Genomic DNA, 25,964 nt, shown 5'->3' on the forward strand with positions numbered 1-25,964 from the left:
GTATCAAGAGGGGCGCGCAATTTAATTAATTTAAATTAAATACAACTATTTTTCAAAATTTTTATTGACTTATCTGTAAATAGTTATTTTATTTGAATCGTAATAATTTATCTCAACCAAATAAAAACTTCCCATCAATTCAGATAGGAAGTTCTTTAAAAGAAAATAATATAAAAACTCGATTTGTGAGATCAATTCTTATTAGTAGCCATCATTTTGTATCAGATTAGGATTAGCTGTGATATCAGATGACGGAATTGGAAATATATTAAACTTAGCATCTACAGCCTTGCCAGCCTGAGCATTACCTTTCCAACTCCATAGATAATCTGCAGTTGTAAACTTATTGAAACGGATGAGGTCTGTTCTTCTCAGAAGCTCCCAGGATAATTCTCTTGATCTCTCATCTAAAATGAAATTCAAATTCATATCTGACAGGGAAACAGCGCCATTTCCATTGTTGTAAGCTCTGTTTCTAATAATGTTCACATAATTAAGTGCATCAGAATTCTTGCCTAATCTAACATACGCTTCAGCTGCCGTCAAATAAGCTTCGGAAAGACGGAACATTGGAAAATCCGTATCCACATAAGCCGCATCTGAACCTGCTACTCCATTCTTCGTTACATTTCTCCACTTGGTAAAAGCATAACCATCCTGAAAAGTTCCCGGAAGTGCGGCAATTTCTTTCTTATGACCAATGTTGAAGAATAAAGCTCTACTGTCATTTTTCGTGAACGCATTAGGATCCGTAGTTACAAAATTTTGATCTGCTGATTCAAACTTATTGACAAATTCCGGACGAAGACGGATATTGCCCCAGCCTCCGGCAATTCCCAAGTTCAGATAATTTAGCATCGTTCCTCCTGTTTGAGCTAAAACAAAGAATGTTGTTCCTCCATACGTTTTGGACTGAATGCCATCCAAATTCAGCGACCAAATAATTTCCGGAGAAGTGTGATTGTCTGCAAGGAAATTGTAAAGATATTTCGGAGCAAGGCTATAATGACTTTGGATTACTTTTTCTGCATATTCCGCCGCTTTTGCCCATTGTGGACTTTTGGTGTAAACTTCAGCATTGAGATAAAGTCTTGATAATAGAAAATTGGCTGCTGTTTTATCAACTCTTCCGTATTCATTAGTTTCAGGAAGTGTTGTTTCAATTTCTTTCAATTCATTTTCTATGTAAGAATAAAGATCAGTCCTGGAAATTTGCTTTGGTAAAAACTGAGGATCTTGTTTATCAGCATCTGTTACAAATGGCACTTTTCCAAAAGTATCCAATAAAACCCAATAAGAATAGGCTCTCAAAAATCTGGCTTCTGCCCGAAAATATGAGACTTGCTGTTTGAAGCTGGCATCTGTATGACCTCTTTCCTCGAGTTTAGCATCAGTCGTTTGTCTGAGAAACTCATTAGAATAGCCAATAATCTGATATAATCTGGCATAATAACCATTCAGAATTGCGGTGTTGGAGTCCCAAGTATTGGTCGCCATTTGTCTTAAGCCATTGGTTTGGGAACCCATGATAGCCTCATCGGTTGTCAAAATCTGAACATAGAAAGCCAATCTAACAAAAGAGCTGTAACCTTCATCAAAATTACTGATATCCGGATCTCCGGTTGGACCTTGTTGTCCACTAAGACTTAATGCAGCATAACATTTTGCCAAAACACCTTTGTAGTTTTCCGGATTTGAATAAACCTGTTCCGTCGTTACGATATTTGGGTCAATAGGAACTGTGTCAAGGTCATTAACACAAGAACTTAATGTGAAAAGAGAAAATATAAAAGTTATATATATACGTTTCATAGTTGAATTATTTAAAGTTAACATTAAGTCCAAACAAGAAAGAACGTGGTCTGGAATACATATTATTATCAATTCCCAGATAAACTTCGGGGTCAAGTCCGCTGTATTTGGTAATGACAAAAACATTTTGAACGGAGAGATTTACACCTAAATCGAACTTGTCGCTGATATTCTTGAAATTATGTCCTAGCGTGATATTGTCCATTCTGAAAAAAGAAGCTTTTTCAAGGAAGAAATCTGAGTAAAGCTGCAGATTATCAAAACCTTGTTCCGCTGTATAACTCAAAAGATTGGAATAAGTTCCGTTTCCTAAGGTCGCTTTGGTTTTATAATCTTTGGATTTCACATTGTTATAAACATAGTTCCCAAAATTAGCGTGACCATTGAACCCTAAATACCAATTCTTATAACTCAACTTGGAAGAGATTCCAAGGAAAGATTTTGGCATTGGGTTTTTATCTTTTACTAGTCCGCCTTTGTATTTTCCTTCAATCGGTTTTCCTGCTTCATCATATTCCTGCTGATACAAATAAAAAGTATATGGAGAATATCCAACAGAATGTGTCTGAATTGTTCCTGCTGTTGAACCGGAAACATTCCCGATGTTCACACCGTAATTTGGACTATCTACAAGTGTTAGTTTAGTAATTTTTGATTCGTTGAATGTAATATTTGCATCCAAAGACCATTGCCAATCGGTTGTTTTGATTGGAATTGTATTCAATGAAACTTCAACACCTTTATTTTCCATTGAACCAATATTCGTAAAAATCATATTGGTCAAATTGGAACCCGCCGCTACTGAAATTTTATTCAATAAATCATCTGTTGTTCTCTTATAAACTTCGATCGAACCGGAAACTCTGTTCTTAAGAATTCCGAAATCCAAACCCACGTTATAAGTAGAAGTTGTTTCCCACTTCAGATTCGGGTCATAACCGTTTGGTCGGATGGTCTGATAATACTGGTTTCCCAACTGATACAAAGCATTGGACTGGCTAAACGTATAAGTCTGCATCCATTCATAATCTCCACCAATATCCTGCTGACCGGTTTTTCCATAACTCAATCTTAATTTCAAATCAGAGAAAAAACTACTGTCTTTCAGAAAACTTTCTTCATTGATTTTCCAGGCAAATGCTGCCGACGGGAAAAGTCCCCAATGATTATCTTTTGAAAACCGCGAAGAACCGTCGTTTCTAAGTGTTGCCGTGAAAAGATAACGGTCTTTGAAAGTATAATTCAAACGTCCATAAAATGAAACCAAATAATATTCTGACTTCGAAATGATATTCTGATAGACTTTATTTCCAGAAACATTGGTTTGATTATCATCATAGCTTTGCCAGAACTTCTGCCAGGAATAACCTCCCATCACATCAATTTTATGATCGGAAAGTGTTTTGGTATAATTTGCATATAAGTCCAACTGGGTATTATTTTTCTTCTGAGTATAATTCTCAATCAGACCTTGTCCATCGTTTCCAATAGAAGTCCAGGCCAAAGGCGCATTGTCCGGAACGAAGATATCGCCGTTACTTTTCAAAATATCAAAACCTGCATTGGCATTCAATTTCAAATCCTCAAAACCATGAATTTTATAATCCAACTGAATGTTCCCAATATGACGAACCACTTTGGACTCATCTTTTCTTAGATTAAGGACAGAAACAGGATTGGCACTTGCGATCGTAATCGGTTTTCCAGAAGCATCTTTCCATATAAAATAACCTAAACCATACTGAGAAGAATTATCATAAACAGGACGAGTCGGGTCAAACCCCACAGCCGAACTTGCCGGATTGGAAATGAAATCGTTATTCTCAATACTTGGTTTATAATTAAGATTAATGTTCAAATGTTTATCAAAAAATGAAGGATTGATTGCCAAACTCGCATTCATTCTCTCATAAGAATTTTTCCTGATAATCCCTTGCTGGTCTGTATATCCTAAAGATAAACGATAAGGAATATCTTTTACAGCTCCGGTCATACTGAAGTTCTGATCATTACTGACAGAAGTTCTGTAGATCTCTTTTTGCCAATCGGTATTTCCCGTTCCAAGACCATTGATTATAGTATTGTTTCCAGCGTAATAATCCTTAATAAAACTTCTATATTCATCGCCACTCAAAACGTCCAACATTTTAGGATTGTAACTCACTTTTGTATTGGAAGAATATTGGAATCTTGTTTTTTTACTGCCTTTTTTAGTTGTAATGATAATCACACCATTCGAAGCTCTGGAACCGTAGATTGCTGTTGAAGAAGCATCTTTCAGAACCGTGTAAGTTTCGATATCGTTTGGATTAATCATCCCCAAAATATTGCTTGAACCTGATGTTGAGGAATTATCAATCGCAATCCCGTCGATAACAATCAATGGATCATTACTGGCAGACAAAGAAGAACCACCTCTGATTCTGATAGTTGAACCTGCACCTGGTGCTCCGCCAGGAGAAATAATATTAACTCCAGCCGCTTTTCCCGTCAAAGCTTCCTGTGCCGAAACCGGACTTCCGTCATTCTCACTATCAATTTTAACAGTCGTAAGAGAACCTGTTGCATCAGACTTTTTAACTTTACCATAACCGATAATCACCACCTCATCAATCTTCTTCTCCTGCACCGAAATAGTGTCTTTGGGAATGGGAAAATTTTCTGATTGGGAAATTAATTTGACATTGGTTTTCCTAAGAACAACCGTATTATTTTTTATTTCATATTCTATCGGATAGAATTTTTTGAGATATTTTAATGATGATTCCAAAGATGAATAATTGATAGCGCTATCATTCACAAAAACATCTTTGAAGTCTGTGCTAGAATAGAGAAATGGAATCTTGGAAGATTTACTGAGCTTATCAAAAACTTTGATAATGGACACCCGATTCTCTTTTTTCATAGCAACCGGCGGTGTTTGACCGGCTTGTCCGTAAGCGATTGGAAGACCTGTGGCAACCAATAAGATTACAGACATTACTGTTTTTTTCATAAATTTGGGGATTAATTTGATTATACTTTAGCGAGTCGAATCATTTATTGCATCGATAACCGTCATTATCGGTGCTTTTTTATTTTAATTGTAATTGATTGTCAGATTTTTTTTCAGCTTTAAGATTGAATGGATAACAGATGGCGAACAAGACCTCACTCATATCGCCCGAGAATGAACCTTTGATTTTCTTTCTAGCATATTCCTGAGGATAATCGATTTTAACATTATAAACCACTTCCAACTCTTGGATGATATTTTCAAAATTTTCATCTTCAAAAGAGAAATTTCTTTTCACATTTGCAACAATATAAGTCTGAGGCTTTTCTTCCATATTCTTGTTCCACGACTCGTTAGGAAGCAAATAAGTGATTTTCCCTTGATGATTGACTTTTACTTTTCCTTCAAAAAGTTCCACTTTTTCTTTTCCGCTTGTTTGGTCCAGGAAGAATTTAGTTCCTAAGACTTGTACTGTAAAATCTTTCGCATTGATTTTAAAAGGTCTTGTCTTATCTTTTGCAATATCGAAAGTTGCTTTTCCAGTAAATGTGATTTTTCTGTCTGTTTTGCCGAAATCCTTTGCCAGTTTAAGTGTACTGTGAGGTTCTAAGACAATATTACTTCCGTCAGGAAGACTAATCTTTTTCGTGAAATCCACACTGGAATAAAATTGAGACTGAGCTTTCTCCACAGAAGCCGGCGAAGAAAGCATATAAAAAAGAATACCAAATCCAGTGATTACCGCAGCTGCAGCAACCCAATATAATTTTTTGAACTTGTTAACGGATTTTATCTTCCGTTGAATTCCCGCACGGATTCGCTCATCAGTTTGCGAGTCCATTTGCTGATTTTCTTCGGCAACTTTTTCCCAGTTTCTTTTAAAATTTTCGTCTTCTGTGTGATTCATATTTAGTATTACGCAGGAATTTTAAATCGTCAACCTTTGAATCAAAGTTTTTTTAAAAATTATTCTGTCTCAAAAATTTAACTCAAATTATTTCTGAGAACTTGTCAAATTCTCAAGATAAGCTTTCACATCATTCCATTGATAGTAAGGAAAACTATTGGTTTTGATGGGAATATGAACTTCGTTTTCGTTATGAAGGAATTTTACCAACACATCATTTTTCTTATTCTTGTAAAAAATCATCTGGAGATTCGCAGCCATTGGAGCAACTTCATAGGCATTCCAGACTTTGTAAACTTCTCGTGGATTGATTTCTTCCGCACCCATATTTTCAACATCCAAAAGAGCAAGCAATGGCGCAATATTCCCATCGTGACCGAATCTGAGAGACGCTCCTTTTTTATTGTTTTTAATATAGTCTTCAGCCTCTTCCAAAATATTTTTCACCAACGGAATGGCATTATTCTTCACCAATCCTTTGCTCAAAGGCGACGCTGCATCATTGACATAAAATTGATAATTGATAGCCTGATAGATATTGAATATTTCTTCTTTTGTGAACAAATCATAGAATGAAATATCAGTTTCAAGATTTTGCATATCGCTGGCTATCCAATAGAATGACTCCACCACTTTTTCAGGGTTTACATTTTTGTAGATGTAAACGTCATTGTTAAACAGGTTTTTAATAAATCTGTCCAAACGGAGCCCATCTTGCTTGAATTTCCTTTTCTCTTCCTGCCAAAAACTATCTTGGCTTTTGAAATCGATGGATTCTTTGGTATGATGGTTCAAGTACTTCATATACTTATCAGAAGACTCTATACTGATTTGTAGTTTTGGATTATTCCCTTTTAACTCATTCGTAAAATAAGCCATACTGATGATGCATCTTGGAACAATCGTAGATTTTGCCGTCACAATTGCATTACCCTCAAAGGCATGGGGATTATTTTTGAACATCCTCTGAGAAATCTGCTGATGCTGTAATCCGCCTAACTCTGTCAAATCGCCATTATGCCCTTCCGCAATCGTCCAGATTTTCTCAAGACGTTGTAATGCCGATTTTCCGGTTTCTGTCAAAGCATTATTATCATTGGCTTTTTTCAAAACATCCATCACACCAGAAAAATCTTTGTCATTGATTAGCCATCTGGAGCCGTGTCTTCCGTAATGACTGATGTAAAATGGCTGATATCCTGATGGAACAGCAGTCAGTTTTTTTGTCGGAGTTGGATAAGCATAGTAAACACCGCCTGTTTTATTGAGGTCTGAAAGGATTTCTTCTTTGGTAGTTTGTCCCTGATAAAAAAAGGAAACTGCAAGCAGCAGAATAGAAAATGATTTCTTCATTATAAACTTATTTTAGTTTCAGATTGATTTCTGTCTTACGATTAATTACGCAGACTTACCGGAATCGTCAACCCTAAAAAAGTTTTTTAATGAAAATCACTAGAAGAAAAAATAAATTAATATTTGTTTTTAGAATATGAAGCACCTTATTAACGTGCTTAGCCACAGCATTTTTGGAAATACTGTTTTCTTTTGCAATTTGAGAATAACTCAAACCATCAATTGTATGTTTCAGGAAAAATGATTTGCTTTTTTGGGGAATAAGCTCTAGTAATTTTTCTGCTTGTTCAGATTGTGATTTGAACTCTTCCTCATCATACTCATCTTTCACAATACTGAGATGAGATTCCTCTTTGAAATCCGAGAAAGACAACTTATTTTTTCTGTAGAAATTGGCAATCTCTTGTTTTGCAGTTTTGAAAACAATGGCTTCTTTATTTTTGTCTAAAGAATCTCTATGTTTCCAAAGATGAACAAAAATATCCTGCACAATATCCTCAACGTCATCCTGTCCGTGAACATATTTTTTCACGAAAAAGAAGACCTGATTTTTGTAATCAGAGTATAGTTTTTCAAATTGAGATTGCACTTAGAGAATATATTTTAAGGTCTATATATATACGAAGTTCTCAAATATATCAAAAAATAGCAGCCTACAAAATAAAATTTAAACTCTTAAAAATCAATCAAATACATATAAAACTAAAGAAATACATTTACCCAATACTTCAACTCAAAACATTATTTTGAAAATCCAATGTTTTATTCCGGAAACTCCACTTTGAAACCAATACCGCGAACAGAATCGAATTTGATTCTCTCATCTTTTTGGAAATATTTTCGCAGTCTTGTCATAAAAACATCCAGACTTCTTCCCAGAAAATAATCATTTTCGCCCCAAAGTGTTTCAAGGATTTCCTTACGATTAATAACTTTCTGATTGTTTTTGGAAAGCAAAAGCAACAATTCAGATTCTTTCTCAGTCAACTGAATGGTTTCGTTTTGAAAAAGCAACTGAAACTGCGACGGAATGAAAGAATAATTGCCAAGTTTAATTATTGCTTTTGTAGAATTCTGTTGTCTTTTGAGAATATTTTTGATTCTTAAGATCAATTCTTCCGGCTCGCAAGGTTTTGTGATATAATCGTCTGCACCAAGCTTTAAACCAAGAATTCTGTCGATACTTTGACCTTTTGCTGTTAAAAATAAAAATGGAATCTCAGAGGTTTTTCGGATTTCTTTAGACAACTCAAAACCGTCGATAACAGGAAGCATTACGTCGAGAATTGCTATTTGATATTGTTCAAGTGATTTTTTATTTTTCAAAATTTGTTCAGGATTCGGAATCCAATTGACTTCGAAATCAGAAAATTCCAAATACTGTTTCAGAACCATTCCCAAGTCCGGGTCGTCTTCAACTAATAAGATTTTAGGCTTCATTGGGAATTGTAATTTTAAATGAAACACCTTTCTTTTTTGGATTCACATCAATATCGCCTTTGTATTTGTCAACGATTGTCTTAACCAGAAAAAGTCCGACTCCAAGACCATTAACGTGAAGATTTTCGTCTCTCGTAATGCGGTAATATTTATCAAAAATGTTTTGCTTCTCTTCTTTCGGAATTCCGATGCCGTCATCAGAAACTTCCATTCCAATTGCGTTGTTTATTTTGATCAAAATCTCGATTTCCTTTGCGCCATATTTTGATGAATTATCGATGAGATTATCCATAATTTGCTTGAAATCGTTTTGATACAAAGATTTGTTCTCAATAAAATCCAATTTAATTTTAAAATCGATTTTATTAAAAGACTTTTTAACCTCAGAAAAATAATTCTCAATCTCTTTTTTGTCAATTAGAATATCATCAGAATCATTGTTATGAATAGACGAAACGATATTTTCAAGGCGTTTGATCTGACGCTCCAGCAAAGCTTTGGTTTCAGAATCAGAAGATTGAGCGACTGAAAATTTCAAAGTTGTAATTGGCGTATTCAGTTCGTGAGCGATGGAATCGATTGTTGTATGGAGCTGTGAGATTTTCTTTTCCTGACGACTTAGATTTTTGATACTGTTTCTGAATAAGATGATAATCAGAACTATAATCAATAGACTAATGATAATCAAAGGAATAATTTTTTTTAAAACCAAAATTTTGACATTCAGAAGCTGAAAAGTTGATTTAGATTTTACCAAATAATAATTTTTCTCATCCAGCTTCAAATCTGTATTTTGTTTGGATTGCCGACTCGACCATTTCCCTTCGTTAATAACTAAAGGTTTTGACATTTTTTTTACCGTTTGATATAAAACAAGTGAGCGACCAGCCGGCAAAAGTTCCATTTTCTGAACTTCATCCAATATCGAATAGATTTCACTTTTCATTGCAATTTCAAAACCTGTGTTACCAATATTTTCTTTAAGGATCTTCTCTAATTTCTTGTTGTATAGCTTTTCCGAGTTATAAATTCTTTCGGGATTTGTAATCTTTTCTTTTTGAATAGTAATACCTGTTTTCAGCCTTTGGAAATCACCAACCAATTTTTCCTCATTGGTATCGGTTTCATATTTTTCCATTGTATCCAGCGTTTTGTCCGCAATAGCTCTTGCTTGTACGGTAAGGTCTCTTTCCTGAAGACGATAAGAATTGTAGATATAATAGCCTTGCAGAACAACCAAAATAACAAGGCTGAACGTGAACAAAGTAATCGTGATGTTTCTCTTCCGATTCATATTGATTTTTATAAAAACTACAAAAATAATTTAAACGCAAAGTCCGCAAAGTTTTTTGAATCTTATTGAAAATATTTTTAAGATTCGCAAATCACATATTCATCGATTCATTTAAAAAACAATAAACATAGTGAGATAAAGGCGCTTCGCTCAGCAAAAAATTAATCTTGCAATATTCAAATTCGTGTTCTTTGTGAAAATCTTTGTGTCTTTGTGTTTAAACTTTACACTTCAAAAATACAATCAAATTTCTTTCAAAAAAGGCATTAACCTTCCATTAACCGTTCATTAACAAAAATTTCCTACGTTTCGTCTCAATTTTGTCAAAATTATTGAAATGAAAATATATAACGCAATTGTACTTCTGTTTCCGATTTTTGTCTGGAGTCAGAATATCAAAGGCCATATCGAGAACGAAAATCAGGAACCTATTTCTGAATCAAGCATTGAAATTAATGATAATCAATCAATCAATATTTTATTCTGATAAAGAAGGGAATTTTAGTCTTGAAGGCATTTCGAAATTTCCTATATCAATTGTTATTAAAAAAGCAGATTATCAGGATTATGAAATCATTTTGGAAGATAACCAATCACTGAATATTATTCTCAAAAAAGACACGGTAAAATCAATTGCAGGTGTAACAATAAAAGCTAACAAACCTTTATTGAAAAGGAAAATTGACCGATTGGAATTCAATATCGATAAAACACCACTTCAGAATCTGAACGCTTGGGATATCCTTAAAAACACACCCAATATTTTGGTTAAAAATGAGGAATTGAGCGTTCGTGGGAATTCTCAAATTATTGTCACTATCAATGATAAAAAAACTATGATGACACAGGAGCAACTGAAACAACTTCTTGAAAATACGGATGGAAACAATGTTTCTTCCGTTGAAGTCATCACCAATCCACCTGCGAAATACGAAGCGCAGGGAAGCGCGATTATCAATATCAAAATGAAGCAAAATGTTTTGTCCGGTTACAAAGGAAGAATCTCGACAAGATATACGCAGGCAACTTATGCAAAGGGACTAATCGGGACTTCACAATCTTACAATACTGATAAATGGCAACTGACCGGGAATTACAATTTTGTAACCGGAGATTATGTCCGAAAAAACTTTGATGTTGTGATTTTTGACAAGGACAAAACCCGTTGGGAAAGCGATATGGTAAGAAAAACACACGCTCACGAACAGCACGTCTACAACTTCTCAGGACAATATAATTTGGATAGTTTATCGACTGTACAATTTGGGTTTGATGGTTATAATGCGCCCAATAACAACGGACATTACAATGTTCCGACGAATATTTACAACACGGAAAATAATCAACTGCAATCTTATTATTTGACTTCCAACAAGAAAAAGCAATATGATAATAGTTTTAATTCTTATTTGGTTTTTGATAAAAAATTTGGGGATCATAATCTGACTTGGACGAATAACTCGAGTATGAAACGATTTAAAGAAAATCAGGATGTCGAGACATTGTTGAATTTTGACGGTCGACCTGCAAATAATAACAGATTTGCGAATAATAGTATTCAGGATATTTCGCTTTATGCCACGCAATTGGATTATCGATTTTCGAATGATCAATTTACATTGGAAAGTGGGCTGAAATACAGTTTTGTAAAGAATAAAAACGACCTTGATTTCTTTGACGGAACAAGCGGAAATTTGGTTCCTGATTTGTCGAAAAGTAATTTATTTAATTATAAAGAGAATATTTTCGCTGCGTATATTTCTTCAGAATACAAATGGAGAAAATGGGAAATGAAAGCAGGTTTGCGTTCAGAAACGACTTTAATTAAAACCAATTCTGATAATCCGGTTGTGGAAAACAAGACAACCAGAACCGGACTCTTCCCTACTTTTTATCTGATGTATAACCTGAAAGAAGACCAACAGTTGGGACTCTCATACGGGAAAAGAATCGACAGACCTAATTATGATTTCCTAAATCCTTCGAAATCTTACTATAATTTATATTCATATTTTCAGGGCGATGCGAATCTGAAATCAACCATCATTCATAATCTGAGTCTGACTTACACGGTGAAAGACTGGAATTTTGAAGCTTATTACAGCTATATCAAAGACCCTTCTATGGAAATCTCTGTACAAAATCCACAGACTTTTGAAACGGTTTATAATTACACCAATATCGACCACGGACAAAACCTGGGAGCTAATTTCTCCAAAAGTTTTTCTATAAAGCCATTCTGGAAACTGAATATTTTTGCAATGGGAGAATATCAGGAGAATTATTTTATGGGAACGGACAAAGTTTTATATAAAAATGATGTCTTCTTTTACAATGCTAATGTTTCCACACAAATCACTTTGGACAAAGCCAAAACCTGGGATTTGAATGTGTCTTATGTTTATAATTCTAAGACGGTTCAGGGTTCTTTTGACATCAGTTCTTCCCAGAGAACGAATATTATCATTAATAAAAAAATGTTTGATAAAAAATTAGAAGCTGGTATGGTTTTCAATGATATTTTCCGAACGGACAGAAACACCATATCTACGAGATATGCTGACCAAAATCAGTATTTCAAAGATTATCGCGATACGCAGTATTTTATGATCAATCTGAAATACAATTTCGGAAATCAGAAAGTGAAAGATGCAAAAGCCGGACGGAAAACAGATGAGCAAAACAGGTTGTAAACACTATTTAATTATAACAAAACGCCAGCTAATGTAATCAATAGTCGGCGTTTATTTTTTTAATTTTTAAGATACTTTGCTACCTTTTGTTCCAAATCCTCCAGATCAAACGGCTTGGCAACAAAATCATTGGCTTGCGCACTTTCTGCAAGAGCTTCTATATCGTTATTGGCAGTCACATAGATAACAGGAATGTGTTTGAATTCTTCCTGACTTTTCAAAAGTCTGGTAGCTTCTATTCCACCGATGTTTGGAATCCAGTTATCCATCAGAATAATATCGGGATGAAACTCGGAGACTTTTTCCAAAATATTGTGTGACGTCTGGGAAATGTCCACTTCATAACCGCCGTCTTCAAAAATAATTGAAATCAGTTCCAGAAGCGTGGTGTCATCATCAAAAATTAATATTTTTTTCTTGCTCATATGTAGTAAATTTAAAATCTATAGTTTATTATTTTTATTAAGTTGATTGATATAACGGGGTAAATTTTCTGGTGTGATTATCAGGTCAAAATACACGTGATCAACCGCTTGTTTCGGCATAAAATCGATCTCTGCAGTTTCGGGATTCTGTATCCAGACCTGGCCACCATTCCTTTTAACATACTGCAAACCTTCTACACCGTCCGAATTGGCGCCAGATAATAAAACAGCTACCAAACCACCCTCATAAACTTCTGATGCAGAACGGAATGATACATCAATCGAAGGTCTGGAAAAATGCAGCTTTTCCGATCTGTCAAGCGATACATTAGTTTTATCATCAAACAGCAGATGGTAATCCGCCGGAGCTATGTAAATTTTGTTTGCCTGGATCTCCGTTTTATCTTCAATTTCCATAACTTCAAGAAGTGAAAATTGCTGTAATAGTATAGGCAAAATACTTGTCGATTGGGCTTTGCGATGAACGACTAAAACAATGGCAAAACCAAGATCTGCATCTAGACCTCTCACAAGTTCCAGAATAACTTGCAGGCTCCCTGCAGATCCACCGATGATTACCAATTCTGTTTTCCCGTTCATCATTTATTTTAATTATGATCAATTTTCTTCCATATTTTCTGGTCTTCAACCTGGTGATAATATTTACCCAAATTTGAAAATCTCAATGTTTCCTTCGAACCCAAAGCCAGATAACCCAAACTTTCCAGACTGTCATCAAATAAGCGAAATACCCTTTCCTGTAATATTTTATCAAAGTAAATCAAAACATTACGACAAATAATCAATTGAAAACTATTAAAGGAACTGTCAGACACCAGATTATGTGTGGACAGGATCATCTTCTCCTTTAGACTTTTATCGAATCGCACACTATCATAATTCGCTGTATAATAATCCGAGAAATCCTTTTTCCCTCCGGATAAGATATAATTCTCGGAATAGACTTTCATCTGCTGGATTGGAAATACACCCGATCTTGCTGTTTCCAGGACTGACGGATTAAGGTCCGTCGCATAGATCAGGCACTTTTGATAAAGTCCGGCTTCCTTCAACAAAATAGCGATGGAATAAGCTTCTTCGCCTGTGGAACAACCCGCAACCCAAACTCTTATCAATGGATAAGTACCCAGCTGTGGTAATATCTTTTCTCTCAATGTTTTGAAAAAGTAGGGATCACGAAACATCTCTGTAACGTTCACCGTGATTTCTTCTATAAAATGCTTCAGATAGTCCGGATCGTTAACCAAAGTGTATCTTAGTTCCGCAAAACTTGTGAACTTATCAATAAGGCAAATCCTGTTGACTCTGCGTTTAAAAGATGCTCTGCTATACAGGGAAAAATCGTACCCGTACAGTTCATATACGTCTTTTATTAAGAATTCTATCTCTTCGTCTTTTACAATTCCTGGTTCCAGCATTAGAATTTTTCTATAGCAATTAATAACTGATCTAGGTCAATCGGTTTTGTAATATAATCGTCAGCGCCAGCTTCCAGACATTTTTCCCGATCTTCCGGCATCGCCTGGGCTGTTACAGCAATTACAGTCGTTTCTTTTATTGATGAAGTCTCACGGATTATTTTCATCGTCTCATAACCATCCATATCAGGCATCATCATATCTATCAGGAGAACCTTGATCTCTTCATCATTTTTCAAAAGATCTATCGCCTCCTGTCCCATCGTGGCAGTTATAATCTGATAACCTCTGGCCTTCAGTGTCAGTTTAAGAGCAAAAATATTGCGTGGATCATCGTCCACAATTAGAATTTTCTTCTTCATTAGATTTAACTTTCGTATAACCAAACACGTAATAATGATAATAGCTGATCGATATCTACCGGTTTCGAAATATAGTCCGAAGCACCTGCAGCAATACACTTGTCACGATCTCCTAACATCGATTTTGCAGTCACAGCAATAATCGGTAATCGGGCAAACTTCGGCATCTGTCTTATTTCTCGGATTGTTTGATAGCCATCCATCTCCGGCATCATCATATCCATCAGAACAACATCTATGTCAGGATGGTCATTGATCTGACTCAAAGCCTGTTTTCCGTCCATTGCCAAAACGACTTCCACTTTATATTTTTCGAGGGCTTTGGTTAATGAGAAGATATTTCGGGCATCATCGTCGGTAATCAGGATTTTCTTTCCACTTAAGACTTCTGTTAATGAACCAAGCGTTTTGCTTCTGGTTTCTTCGGAATTGTTCTTTTCCTCAACCAAATGTAAAAACAAACCTACTTCATCCAGAATGCGTTTGTAAGAATGAGCGGTCTTCACCACAATAGAATCCGCATACTTTTTGATTTTCAACTCTTCCGAAGTGGACAGGCTGCGTTCTGTAAAAATGATGATTGGCAGATTCTCGAGACCTTCATAACTTTTGATCGATTCAACAATTTCGAATTCATTCCCTTTGGAAGCGCCGATATCCAAAATCACACAATCTACACGATTAGAAACCAAAGCATTAACACTGTCTTCTACATTATTTTCTACAGATAACGAAATGTTATAATTGCTCAAAAAGTAGGACAAAGCACTGGCGTGTCTGGCATTTTCTTCCACAATCAGGACTTTTTGAGGGGATTTTCTGATCGCTTCTTCGATTTTTTTGAAAACCGATGTCATCTGTTCTAATGCCATTGGCTTGTTGATAAAATCAATCGCACCTTTCATCAGACTCTCCTGTTTTGCACGCATTACCGACATCATATGAACCGGGATGTGTCTTGTGCCCGAATTGGATTTCAACTCATCCATTACTTGCCAGCCATCTTTTACCGGCAACTGAATATCCAGCAAAATAGCAAGCGGATGATATTGGATCGCAGCCGACAGCGCCTGATCGCCTCTTACAACCACAACACCTTTGTAGTTCTGCATTCTTGCATACTTGAGCAAAGCTTTGGCAAAATTGGTATCGTCTTCTACAATCAGAATCACTCTATCATCCTCTGTTATAGTATCTCTGTCGTCATCTACATCTTCCGGGATTTCCAAAACAGGATGACTATCGTCCAAAATATGCTTAATCTCTTCCACATCTTCTTTGATAATGTCAACAAGATTCTGGTCGGTTTCTAACTGAACGATTTCAATATTTTTGCTGGATGGAATTGTGAGACTGAATTCACTTCCTTCGTTCACTTTACTGGTTAATGTTAATTCTCCGCCTAATAATCGAGCGATTTCCCGGCTGATTGATAATCCCAAACCTGTTCCACCGAATTTTCTTCTTGTGGAACCGTCAGCCTGTTGGAAAGCTTCGAAAATGATATTCTGTTTGTCTTCCGCAATTCCTATTCCTGTATCTTTTACGGAGAAAATAATGAAACCTTTATTCTTAGGATCATTTTTGATGTTCAGGCTGATACTTCCTTCTGAAGTGAATTTGATAGCATTAGATAAAAGATTTCTCAACACCTGATCCAGTCTCAGTCTGTCCGTCTCAAAATTGGTTCTAACATCTTTATCAATTTCGATATTGAACTGAAGTGCTTTCTGATGAATCACCGGATTGAAAAGGTTACGCAGATCTTTTACCACATCTTCCAACGAAATATCCTGGTAATCCAAAGTCATTTTTCCCGATTCGATTTTTGCAAGATCCAGGATCTCATCAATCAGAGTTAACAGACTGGTTCCCGAGCTCTGGATCACTTTTGCAGATTCTATCTGGTCTTCATTCAGGTTTTCATCAGGATTTTCAGCCATCAAGCGGGACAACAAAAGAATCGAATTCAAAGGTGTACGCAGCTCGTGTGACATATTCGCCAGGAACTCGGATTTGTATTTGGTACTTAACGCTAACTCTTCCACTTTTCTCTGGATCTCAGCATTACGCTCACCAATCAGAAGATTTTTTTCCTCCAAAAGCTTGGAACGCTCTTCCAGCTCGGCATTGGATTGCATCAGTTCTTCCTGCTGCACTTTTAGCTCCTCTTCAGAAGCCTGCAATTTCTGAGTTTGAGCTTCGAGCTCTGTATTGAGATTCTCCAGTTCAGAATGCTGTACCTGCAATTCTTCTGATTGCGTTTGGGTTTCTTCCAACAATCGCTGTTCCTGCTCCCTGCTTTTTGCTGTATTAAGGGCAATCGCAATATTGCGGCTGCTTTCTATAAAATATTCAACTTGATTATCATCAAAATTCGTAGTTGAATTCAGTTCCAAAACACCAAAGCTGTGTTCCCCATAATAAATCGGAACCAATAAAATACTATTGACTCTAACCTTATTGGCTGCAAATGTTACTGTAAAATCGTTTTCATTAATATCATTGTAAACCTTCGGCATTCTCTGAACGAAAACCTGTCCTACCATTCCTTCGCCGTGTTCGAAGATTTTTTTCATATGATCTTCTAATCCATAAGCTGAGCTCAGTTTTAGTTTTCCTTCCTCATTCAGATAGATCGCGCCGTTGATACATTTAGCATAATCGATCAAACTATTGAGAGACTGGCTTGTGACTTCTTTTACAGACTTATTGCCCACCAGGGATTCATTCAGTAGAACCAAGCCTTTTTGTCGCCATTCGCTTTGATTAATCTGGTCAAACGATTTCTTGAGAGAATCTGTCATATGGTTCAAGGATTCTACCAGATCACCCAAATCGTCCTGTACATTATCAACCGCTTTCTGGCTGTAATCCCCATTGGAAACACGATTTGCAATTTGTTTGATTGCATTGACACGTCTGGTAATTTCAAGATCCTTTTCCTTTAGCTCTCTTTCCAGCTTATCTCTCCTGATAAGATCTGCCTTTAGTTTTGCATAGAAAGAAGCCGTTACTATGACCGCTGCAATTGCAGAAAAAATGATAAATAAAACAGTGGTATTGGAGGATTTTGTCAGATCCTTGTTTTTAATTTCTAATATCTGTTCTTCATACTTTACAAAATCATTTACGATGCTTCGGCATTTGTCCATATAAGCCTTGCTCATCGTGATCTGCTCCTGGGTCATCTGGATACCATTGCGTCTGTCCTCTACAAAATGTTGCAAATTATTCATAGTGGTTTTAACATTTTGCTCCAGATTATTAAAACGTTGCAATTGGAACTGATCATCGATATCCAAAGCTTTTGCACGTTCTATGGCTTTTGGAAGCTCTACCAAACTGCGTTTGTAAGGATCCAGATAATTTTCTTTACCGGTCAGCTGGTAACCTCTGTTTCCTGTTTCAGCATCAAGCAATAAAATCAGAACATCTTTGACCGCAGTAATAGATTTTCTGCTTGTAGAGAGCTTTTCTCTATTTTGCATTTGATTTTGGATACTCCAATAAGAAGCAATCGAACTGGCAATAAGAATCAAAAGTGACAAACCGACTCCTATCTGCAGATTTCTTATAATTTTCTTTGGCATAAAGAATTTAATTTAATGGTAAAGTGAAATAAAATGTAGAACCTTCTCCCAACTCACTGGAAACACCAATTGTTCCGTGGTGCTGTTTAATGATTTCGGAACAGATGTACAAACCGATTCCCATTCCCTGGAACTGTAGAGACGACTCTTCTACACGATAAAATTTCTGAAAAACATACTCTTGTTTGAAATCCGGAATCCCAATTCCAAAGTCTGTAACACTGATTCTGACTTCTTTTTCATCTGTAAAAGTGGTAACGATGATTTGGTGATTCTCGGGAGAATATTTGATAGCATTGCTAAGGAAATTGATTAAGACCTGCTCGATTCTAATCTTATCAAAAGGTATCAGAAAATCCGGTTTCACGCCGTGACGTTCTATTTTCACATCCGCTCCATTGGTATGCAAGATGGTTTCGATAGCGTTTTGAAGGACATTTTCCAGGTTCTCAGGTTTTTTATTGATTTTCAGTTTTCCGTTTTCAATTTTAGAGACATCCAGCAGATCTGTGATGAGACTGTTCAGTTTTTCGATTTGGTCTAATGTTTTTTCGACATAGATCAATTCCGAATTTTCCTGATTAAGTTTCAGTTTGCGTTCCAGCAATTGGGTGTAGGCTTTGATACTTGTGAGAGGTGTTTTCAGCTCATGACTCGCAATGCTCAGAAATTCATCTTTTTCTTTCTCGATTCTTTTCTGATCATCGATATCCGTGAAAGTTCCCACCCAGGTTTTGATCAATTCACCTTCAAAAACTGGCGACATTCTCAGCAGATGGTATCTGTAATGATTGGTTTTGATATTCTTGATACGGACTTCCAATTCCAGCGCTTTCCCTCTCTTTCTACACTCTTCGAATTCTTGTTTGATGTTATGATCATCCGGATGCGTTTCAGGAAAAACCTGCTCAGAGTCCGAATATTGGTACCATTTACAATTTACAAAATCCACTTCCCCATCTTGATTGAGTGTAAAAGCAATTTGTGGCAAAGCTTGCAACATCAAATGAAAATGATCGATCTGGGATTTCATGGTCGCCTGAGATTCACGTCTGCCTTTAACTTCCAGCTCCAGATTTTGCTGTGTTCTTTTCATCGCAAGACTGTTCTCCTGCAGATTATAAAAAGTTTTGACTTTAAGAAGAAGGATTTCCGGATCTATAGGTTTTGTAACATAATCGATACCGCCGGATTTGTAACCTTTGGTAATGAATCTTTTCTCGGTATTAACCGCGGATAAAAAAACAATGGGGATTTCTTTGGTTTTGCTGTATCCGGACAAAGTTTCCGCTACTTCAAAACCATCCATATCCGGCATCTGGACATCCAAGACAATCAAAGAATAACTATTCTTCAGCGCCTTTCCCAGTGCTTCTTCACCGGAAATAGCCGTATCAACTTCAAAATCATTGGACTCTAGTAATTTTTTTAATGAATAAATATTGTTTTGATTATCATCGACTATTAAGACCATAAAATTTTAAAATGTGCTAATTGTTATTTTACACTTTGCTTGGACATCAAAAATACTTACAATATTTTAATATTACATTATTTTTAGCAATTTGTAAATGAAAACAAGCTTAGCAAAAATTCAGCCAAGTTATATGCAATTATAATTATTAATTTTAACACATATAAATATCATCTTTTGTTGGATAGAATCATTTGATTGGTAATAAAAATTTATAAACCTTAACTTTGCAGAAAATAATCTTTTGAAAGACCTTTTACTCATCACACCGCCTTTCACGCAGCTCAATACGCCTTACCCGGCGACAGCTTATATCAAAGGTTTTCTAAATACCAAAAACATCTCTAGTTATCAGATGGATTTGGGAATCGAAGTGATATTGGAGCTGTTTTCCAAAGAGGGCATCCAAAAGGTTTTCAATACGGATATCGATCTTCATCATACTTCCGAAAACTCTCAAAGAATCTTTGCTTTACGCGAGGAATACATCAAAACCATAGATCAGGTCATTCTTTTTTTACAGAATCAGAATCCAACCTTGGCAAGGCAGATTTGCTCTATGAATTTTCTTCCGGAAGCTTCCCGGTTCAATCAGTTGGATGATATGGAATTTGCTTTCGGGAATATGGGATTGCAGGACAAAGCCAAACATTTGGCAACATTATATTTAGAAGATCTTTCCGATTATATTGTAGAAAATATCGATTCCGATTTTGGGTTCAGCAGATATGCGGAGCGATTGGGAAAAAGTGCTAATTCTTTTGATGAGCTATATTCTAAAATTAACGCAGATCCAACTTTCATCGATGATTTCACATTAAAGATTTTGAAAGAAAATCTGGAACTGGTTCAGCCAAAGCTGGTTTGTTTTTCGGTACCGTTTCCTGGGAATTTGTATTCTGCTTTCCGATGTGCAAAATTCATTAAAGAAAACTATCCGAACATCAAAACTGCAATGGGCGGAGGTTTCCCCAACACAGAACTCAGAGAAGTTAAAGATGTGCGCGTATTCGAATTCTTTGATTTTATCACTTTAGATGATGGCGAACTACCTTTGGAATTGGTTTATGAAAACATCTGTCACGCTGCAACTCTCGAAACTAATTACAAAAGAACATTGCTTTTGGAAAATGGCGAGGTCGTTTATAAAAACAATTCAATCAGACACGATTACAAGCAATCCGAAATCGGAACACCTGATTATTCGGACCTACAACTGAACCGTTATATTTCTGTCATCGAGGTCGCAAATCCAATGCACAGCTTGTGGAGCGACGGACGCTGGAACAAGCTGACAATGGCGCACGGCTGCTATTGGGGTAAGTGTACCTTCTGTGATATTTCATTAGACTATATAAAGATTTATGAACCTATTTCTGCCAAAATTCTGGTAGACAGAATGGAAGAACTCATCGAGCAGACTGGCGAAACAGGTTTCCATTTTGTGGATGAAGCAGCTCCTCCAGCATTGATGCGGGAAGTCGCTTTAGAAATTCTTCGCAGAAATCTGGTAGTGACTTGGTGGACGAATATCAGATTCGAAAAAAGCTTTACTCAGGATTTATGTTTTCTCTTGAAAATATCCGGCTGCATTGCTGTTTCCGGAGGATTGGAAGTTGCCAGTGACCGACTCTTAAAATTGATTGACAAAGGCGTTTCCGTAGATCAAGTGGCAAGAGTTACAAGGGATTTTACCGAAGCGGGCATTATGGTTCACGCCTATCTGATGTACGGCTACCCGACACAGACAGTTCAGGAAACCGTCGATTCTTTGGAAATGGTTCGTCAGTTGTTCGAAATGGGAATTCTGCAAAGTGGCTTCTGGCATCAGTTTGCAATGACAGCACATTCTCCTGTCGGCATTAATCCTGAAGAATTTGGGGTGACACCAATTAAGCAGGAAATTAAATTTGCTAATAACGATGTTGATTTTACGGATAAAACAGGAATCGATCACAGCCGATTTAGTTTTGGACTGAAAAAGTCACTCTTCAATTATATGCACGGCATCAATTTCGAAATCCCTTTGCAGGATTGGTTTGAGTTTAAAATCCCTAAGACGACTATTCATCCCGATTACATCCACGATTGCCTGCTTGAGGAGGAAAATTTCATATTCAAAGGCAATTCTAAACTGATTTTTCTGGATAAAAATATCATCGCAAAGGATCTTATCAAAACCAAAAAAGGCAATTCCTGGGAATTAAAACAGATTACCTTCCATCTGAAGACCAATATCGTAAAAATAGAACTGGATAAAGATAAAGCCGAATGGCTGATTAAGATCCTGGAAGAAAACTCAATAGAAAATGCGAAGAAAATCACTTTACAACAACTGAAAAATCAGTATGAAGAACAGTTTGAGGATTTCGAATTGTTCTGGTTTTCAAGACCTATCCAGCAACTCAAAGAAAACGGAATCATCCTAAGTCTATAACATAAAAAAATCCCGAAATTAGTTTTCCGGGATTTATATTTACTTGATACCTAAAAGTTCCACCTCAAAGATCAAAGTGCTGTTAGGTCCTATCTCTTTGCTGATCTGCTGATCACCATACGCCAGATTCGGTGGTAAAGTCAGTCTCCATTTACTGCCAACGGGCATCAGTTGCAAACCTTCTGTCCAACCGGAGATCACTCGGTTCAATGGAAAAGATGCAGGCTTTCCACGTTTTACTGAGCTGTCAAAAACCGCTCCTGTAATTGTCGTGCCGTGGTAATGGACTGTTACCGTATCCTTCGCTTTTGGTTTAGCGCCCTCACCTTCTGTGATGATCTCGTATTGCAATCCGCTTGGCAGGGTTACCACGCCTTCCTTAGCAGCGTTCGCTTCCATATAAGCATTGCCATCATTAAGATTTTTTTCAGCTAAAGCTTTTTTCTTTTTTAGTAATAAATCTGCAACTCCCATAATATCTGTTTAAGGACACAAAAATAAGGTTTTAAAAATAAAAGTGCTCACACAAGAGCCACTTAGTGATTACTGAGGAGGATTGTTATCTTGAGAATTATTCGGGAGATCCGAATTCTTCGCCGCTTTTACCAACTCATTGACATCGGCGTAGAAAAGTTTCCAATCGTTGACATCTTTCATTGCGGTGATGAGGTTGAGGAAAGATTTCAAAGACTTTTCCAGATCTTTGCGGATTCCTGATGCTGTTTTCTGATTCCGAAGATCGGCATTGGCGGAGGCTTGCTCTGCAAAGAGTGTTTCAAAAGCTTTCTGTTTATTTTTCATATCTGTGAAAGCATCTTCCAGAGACAATGCTTTTAACTTTTGGCTGTTCTCCGGTTTTTCGAGTTCCTCGATCAGTTTTTTCATTTGAGCGGTTTGGGAGGAATAGCTCAACTTGTACAACTCCAGACCAAACAATTTGAAAATCTGATACAGGTCTTCTGCATATTGATAGTTAGCAACCGAGGATAATTTTCTGTACCCATTTAAGAAACCTTTCAGATCAGAGAATGCGTTATCTCTTTCTTTATCCGCTTGAGCAACCGAATCACCTTTCCCACTGTAGATTTGTTTAGCATAAACGGCGTCGTAATCTGCATATTTCAGTTTGAGATCTGCCAATAATGGATGAGCGGTGATGACAGCATAATTTCCAGACTCTGAAACATTGATGGTTCTTTGGGCAAGTGTAGCCAAATCTTTGGTACTTAACTTTGATAGTGTAATTTTCATACATTTAGTGTTTTTGTTGTTAATTATTTAGTTTTTTACACATTTTAAATGTATAAAAATATTCTTTAGTCACAAAACTATAGTTGGGAAACAAAAGTAAAAGTCATTTTGTTACAAAACGAAGGTTCTCTAACTTCCGTCAAAGTTGTTTGGTTACAAAACCCTCGTTTGGAAACCAAAGTAAAAGTTGTTTTGTTAGAAAACGAGGGTTTTGTGGCTTCTGCCAAAGTTTGGTGGGTTGGAGAACGAGGGTTTTGGAAAATTTCAATTGAAACAATAAACTACTAATAATAAAATCGATTGATGTTCGTACATTTGATGAGCTCTAAAAAATTTTATATGATTGAACAATCGCCAACTTTCATTATAGCAAAAGACCTTTCTTTTACAGGTATCTTACACGATATTAAGAAATCTCCAACAAGCTTATCTCCAGTTTTTGAAGCTTTTACAAATGCATTAGAATCAATTAAAATTAAAAAGAATAACAACGAAAAATTTGGAAATGGCAAAATTGTAATTTCAATATATGCCAATGAACTAACTGATAAAACTTCTGAATTTAGAGCAATTGAAATTTTTGATAATGGAGTTGGTTTCAATGAGGAAGAGTTCAAAAGATTTAACACATTCAAGGATAATTCGAAAGGTTTTAAAAATTTAGGCTCAGGTAGAATACAATACGTTCATTTTTTCGACAGAACTACAATTAATAGTATATTTAATGAAAATAACAAATATTTTGAAAGAGAGTTTATCTTATCCAAGAGTAAATCTTTTTTAAATCATAATGCTATTGTAAAACAAAACTATTGTAAGGAGATTTCTGAACAAAATACATATTCAAAAGTCAGTTTCACAGGTCTTTTAGAACCAAGTAACATATATAATTCATTAACTGATGACTCGTTAAAAAAGGAACTACTGAAAAGATACTTACATTATTTTTGTTTTAACTCAAATGAAATTCCAGAAATTATAATTGATTTCTATATTTATGATTCTTTAAAATCAACATCAACAATTTCGAAATTTGACATTCCTAAATATGATAAAAAAGAAGATATTATAATTCATTATAGTACACCAGCAAGAGATGGGAATTCAATTGAGAAATCAGAAAATAAAGAAGTTTTTTCAGTAGCAACGTTCAAAGTTGATAAAAAGCTGTTAGAAAACAATGATATTAAACTTATTTCAAAAGGAGAAGTTGTTGAAGAGACAAAAATTAGTTTAAATGGAATATCTAGAAATGATAATATTAATGGCAACAAGTACCTTGTATTAGTTTCCGGAAATTACATTGATGAAAAAGACACTAATATCCGAGGTGAACTTGATATTCCAACAAAAAATTCCACCAAACTTTTTAATGCTTTTAATCAGGAGGTACTTTTTTTAGAAGACATTGAAAGCAATGTCAATGATAAATTAAAGAGTCTTTATCCCGAAATTGAGAAAATTATAGAAAAACACCAGAATGAATTAGAACATTTAAAAGATATGTTTTTGATTGGAGAAGATGATGATGTTGAAATTTCTATCAATGATGATGATAAAAAGATTTTAGAAAAATTCTATGAAGCTCAAGCAAAAAAAGAAGCTAAGGTTGATGCTTCAATTAAAGAATCTATTGATAGGTTAGATTATTTAGATACAACTTCTAAGGATTACGAAGACGAATTAGAAAAAGAAATAAAAAAATTAGTTAGAATTTTACCCGAGCAAAACAAAAGGACGTTAAGTCATTATGTTGCAAGAAGAAAATTAGTTATTGAATTATTTTCCAAAATTTTAGATAAAAAACTTAAAGTTCAAAATTCTGGATTTAGAGAAAAAGATGAAGCTCTTATTCATAATCTTCTATTCACACAAAAATCAACAAATACTTATGGAAGCGATTTATGGATACTAAATGAGGAATTTATTTATTTTAAAGGTAATTCAGAACTCCAATTGAAAGATTTAGAGATTGATAATAAAAAAGTTTTTAAATCCGAATTTGAAGAGGAAGAACAAAGATATTTAACATCACTTGGTCAAAGCAGATTAGATACAAGACCAGATGTTTTATTATTTCCGGAAGAAGGTAAATGTATAATTATAGAATTTAAAGCTCCGAATGTTAATGCCTCTAATCATCTTACACAGATTAATAAATATGCGTCATTTATAAGAAATTACACCAACAAAGAATTTAAAATAAAGACTTTTTATGGCTATCTAATTGGTGAAGGTATTGAACCAAAGGATGTTCAGGGAAGCGTATCTACTTTTGAACACTCTCATAATTTTGATTATTTATTTAGTCCTGCTCAAAGAGTAATTGATTTTAATGGAGATGAACACGGTTCAATTTATACCGAAGTTTTAAAATATACATCTCTTCTAAAAAGAGCTGAATTAAGAAATCAAATATTTATAGAAAAACTTGGACTTAAATAACATCAAAAAAACCTGCTCAATAGCAGGTTTTCATATTTATTATA

Annotated in this window: 19 protein-coding genes; 4 read left to right on the plus strand and 15 right to left on the minus strand. The window is 35.5% G+C overall.

The genetic code is table 11. The features are described from left to right. Positions 1–201: 201 nt before the first annotated feature. The 7 genes from BXY58_RS15420 to BXY58_RS15450 all read right to left on the minus strand — a co-directional run bounded on the left by BXY58_RS15420 (position 202) and on the right by BXY58_RS15450 (position 9,801). Positions 202–1,812 (minus strand): RagB/SusD family nutrient uptake outer membrane protein, encoded by a 1,611-nt coding sequence (locus BXY58_RS15420; protein ID WP_120214847.1) that lies wholly within the window; start codon positions 1,810–1,812, stop codon positions 202–204. A 7-nt stretch (positions 1,813–1,819) separates the two neighbouring features. After that, positions 1,820–4,807: a SusC/RagA family TonB-linked outer membrane protein gene (locus tag BXY58_RS15425; RefSeq protein WP_120214767.1), complete on the minus strand. Its 2,988-nt coding sequence runs from the start codon at positions 4,805–4,807 to the stop codon at positions 1,820–1,822. Positions 4,808–4,886: 79 nt separating this feature from the next. Then, positions 4,887–5,714 (minus strand): FecR family protein, encoded by an 828-nt coding sequence (locus BXY58_RS15430; RefSeq protein WP_120214768.1) that lies wholly within the window; start codon positions 5,712–5,714, stop codon positions 4,887–4,889. A gap of 87 nt (positions 5,715–5,801) precedes the next feature. After that, positions 5,802–7,067, minus strand: a complete 1,266-nt coding sequence (locus BXY58_RS15435; RefSeq protein ID WP_120214769.1) for a histidine phosphatase family protein — start codon at positions 7,065–7,067, stop codon at positions 5,802–5,804. 73 nt (positions 7,068–7,140) lie between these two features. After that, a complete protein-coding gene (locus tag BXY58_RS15440) occupies positions 7,141–7,656 on the minus strand; it encodes an RNA polymerase sigma factor (RefSeq protein ID WP_120214770.1) in 516 nt (171 codons plus the stop codon). Between the two features lie 173 nt (positions 7,657–7,829). Then, positions 7,830–8,507: a response regulator transcription factor gene (locus BXY58_RS15445; RefSeq protein ID WP_120214771.1), complete on the minus strand. Its 678-nt coding sequence runs from the start codon at positions 8,505–8,507 to the stop codon at positions 7,830–7,832. Next, entirely contained in the window at positions 8,497–9,801 is a 1,305-nt protein-coding gene (locus tag BXY58_RS15450; protein WP_120214772.1) for a sensor histidine kinase, read from the minus strand. Before BXY58_RS15450 ends, BXY58_RS15445 begins: the two co-directional genes overlap by 11 nt. Positions 9,802–10,138: 337 nt before the next feature. On the opposite strand from BXY58_RS15450, the gene BXY58_RS17000 reads away from it, so the two are divergent. Together BXY58_RS17000 and BXY58_RS15455 are read left to right on the plus strand one after the other, a co-directional pair. Then, the gene (locus tag BXY58_RS17000; RefSeq protein WP_170144256.1) at positions 10,139–10,288 is read left to right on the plus strand and encodes a hypothetical protein; all 150 of its coding nucleotides are present in this window, start codon (positions 10,139–10,141) and stop codon (positions 10,286–10,288) included. Next, positions 10,257–12,494, plus strand: coding sequence for an outer membrane beta-barrel family protein (locus BXY58_RS15455; protein WP_120214773.1), 2,238 nt, complete (start codon positions 10,257–10,259; stop codon positions 12,492–12,494). Before BXY58_RS17000 ends, BXY58_RS15455 begins: the two co-directional genes overlap by 32 nt. Positions 12,495–12,553: 59 nt before the next feature. Here the strand turns inward: BXY58_RS15455 and BXY58_RS15460 are convergent, their stop codons facing one another. Genes BXY58_RS15460 through BXY58_RS15485 form a run of 6 tightly spaced genes read right to left on the minus strand, consistent with a single transcriptional unit; the run spans position 12,554 to position 19,787 of the window. Then, a complete protein-coding gene (locus BXY58_RS15460; protein WP_120214774.1) occupies positions 12,554–12,919 on the minus strand; it encodes a response regulator in 366 nt (121 codons plus the stop codon). An 18-nt stretch (positions 12,920–12,937) separates the two neighbouring features. Next, positions 12,938–13,522, minus strand: a complete 585-nt coding sequence (locus BXY58_RS15465; RefSeq protein ID WP_221408308.1) for a chemotaxis protein CheB — start codon at positions 13,520–13,522, stop codon at positions 12,938–12,940. Between the two features lie 5 nt (positions 13,523–13,527). Beyond that, positions 13,528–14,358: a CheR family methyltransferase gene (locus BXY58_RS15470; RefSeq protein WP_120214776.1), complete on the minus strand. Its 831-nt coding sequence runs from the start codon at positions 14,356–14,358 to the stop codon at positions 13,528–13,530. Then, positions 14,358–14,720, minus strand: a complete 363-nt coding sequence (locus BXY58_RS15475) for a response regulator (protein ID WP_120214777.1) — start codon at positions 14,718–14,720, stop codon at positions 14,358–14,360. The genes BXY58_RS15470 and BXY58_RS15475 overlap by 1 nt, the downstream gene beginning before the upstream one ends. Positions 14,721–14,725: 5 nt before the next feature. Then, positions 14,726–18,313: a response regulator gene (locus tag BXY58_RS15480; RefSeq protein WP_120214778.1), complete on the minus strand. Its 3,588-nt coding sequence runs from the start codon at positions 18,311–18,313 to the stop codon at positions 14,726–14,728. 7 nt (positions 18,314–18,320) lie between these two features. After that, positions 18,321–19,787 (minus strand): hybrid sensor histidine kinase/response regulator, encoded by a 1,467-nt coding sequence (locus tag BXY58_RS15485; protein WP_120214779.1) that lies wholly within the window; start codon positions 19,785–19,787, stop codon positions 18,321–18,323. 244 nt (positions 19,788–20,031) lie between these two features. On the opposite strand from BXY58_RS15485, the gene BXY58_RS15490 reads away from it, so the two are divergent. Then, complete coding sequence (locus BXY58_RS15490; protein ID WP_120214780.1) at positions 20,032–22,224, plus strand: B12-binding domain-containing radical SAM protein; 2,193 nt, start codon at positions 20,032–20,034, stop codon at positions 22,222–22,224. Between the two features lie 39 nt (positions 22,225–22,263). On the opposite strand, the gene bamJ is transcribed toward BXY58_RS15490, so the two are convergent. Both bamJ and BXY58_RS15500 read right to left on the minus strand, forming a co-directional pair. Then, positions 22,264–22,698 carry a BamJ family beta-barrel-assembly machinery protein gene (gene bamJ, locus BXY58_RS15495; protein WP_120214781.1) on the minus strand — a complete coding sequence of 145 codons (435 nt, stop codon included), beginning with the start codon at positions 22,696–22,698 and terminating at the stop codon, positions 22,264–22,266. Between the two features lie 69 nt (positions 22,699–22,767). Continuing rightward, positions 22,768–23,475, minus strand: coding sequence for a DUF6261 family protein (locus tag BXY58_RS15500; RefSeq protein WP_120214782.1), 708 nt, complete (start codon positions 23,473–23,475; stop codon positions 22,768–22,770). A gap of 339 nt (positions 23,476–23,814) precedes the next feature. Here BXY58_RS15500 and BXY58_RS15510 point away from each other — a divergent pair, with 339 nt between their 5' ends. Continuing rightward, the gene (locus BXY58_RS15510) at positions 23,815–25,920 is read left to right on the plus strand and encodes an ATP-binding protein (protein ID WP_120214784.1); all 2,106 of its coding nucleotides are present in this window, start codon (positions 23,815–23,817) and stop codon (positions 25,918–25,920) included. Positions 25,921–25,964: the final 44 nt, after the last annotated feature.

It is taken from the genome of Epilithonimonas arachidiradicis, from assembly GCF_003610695.1.
In the GTDB taxonomy this organism is placed as follows: Bacteria; Bacteroidota; Bacteroidia; order Flavobacteriales; family Weeksellaceae; genus Epilithonimonas; species Epilithonimonas arachidiradicis.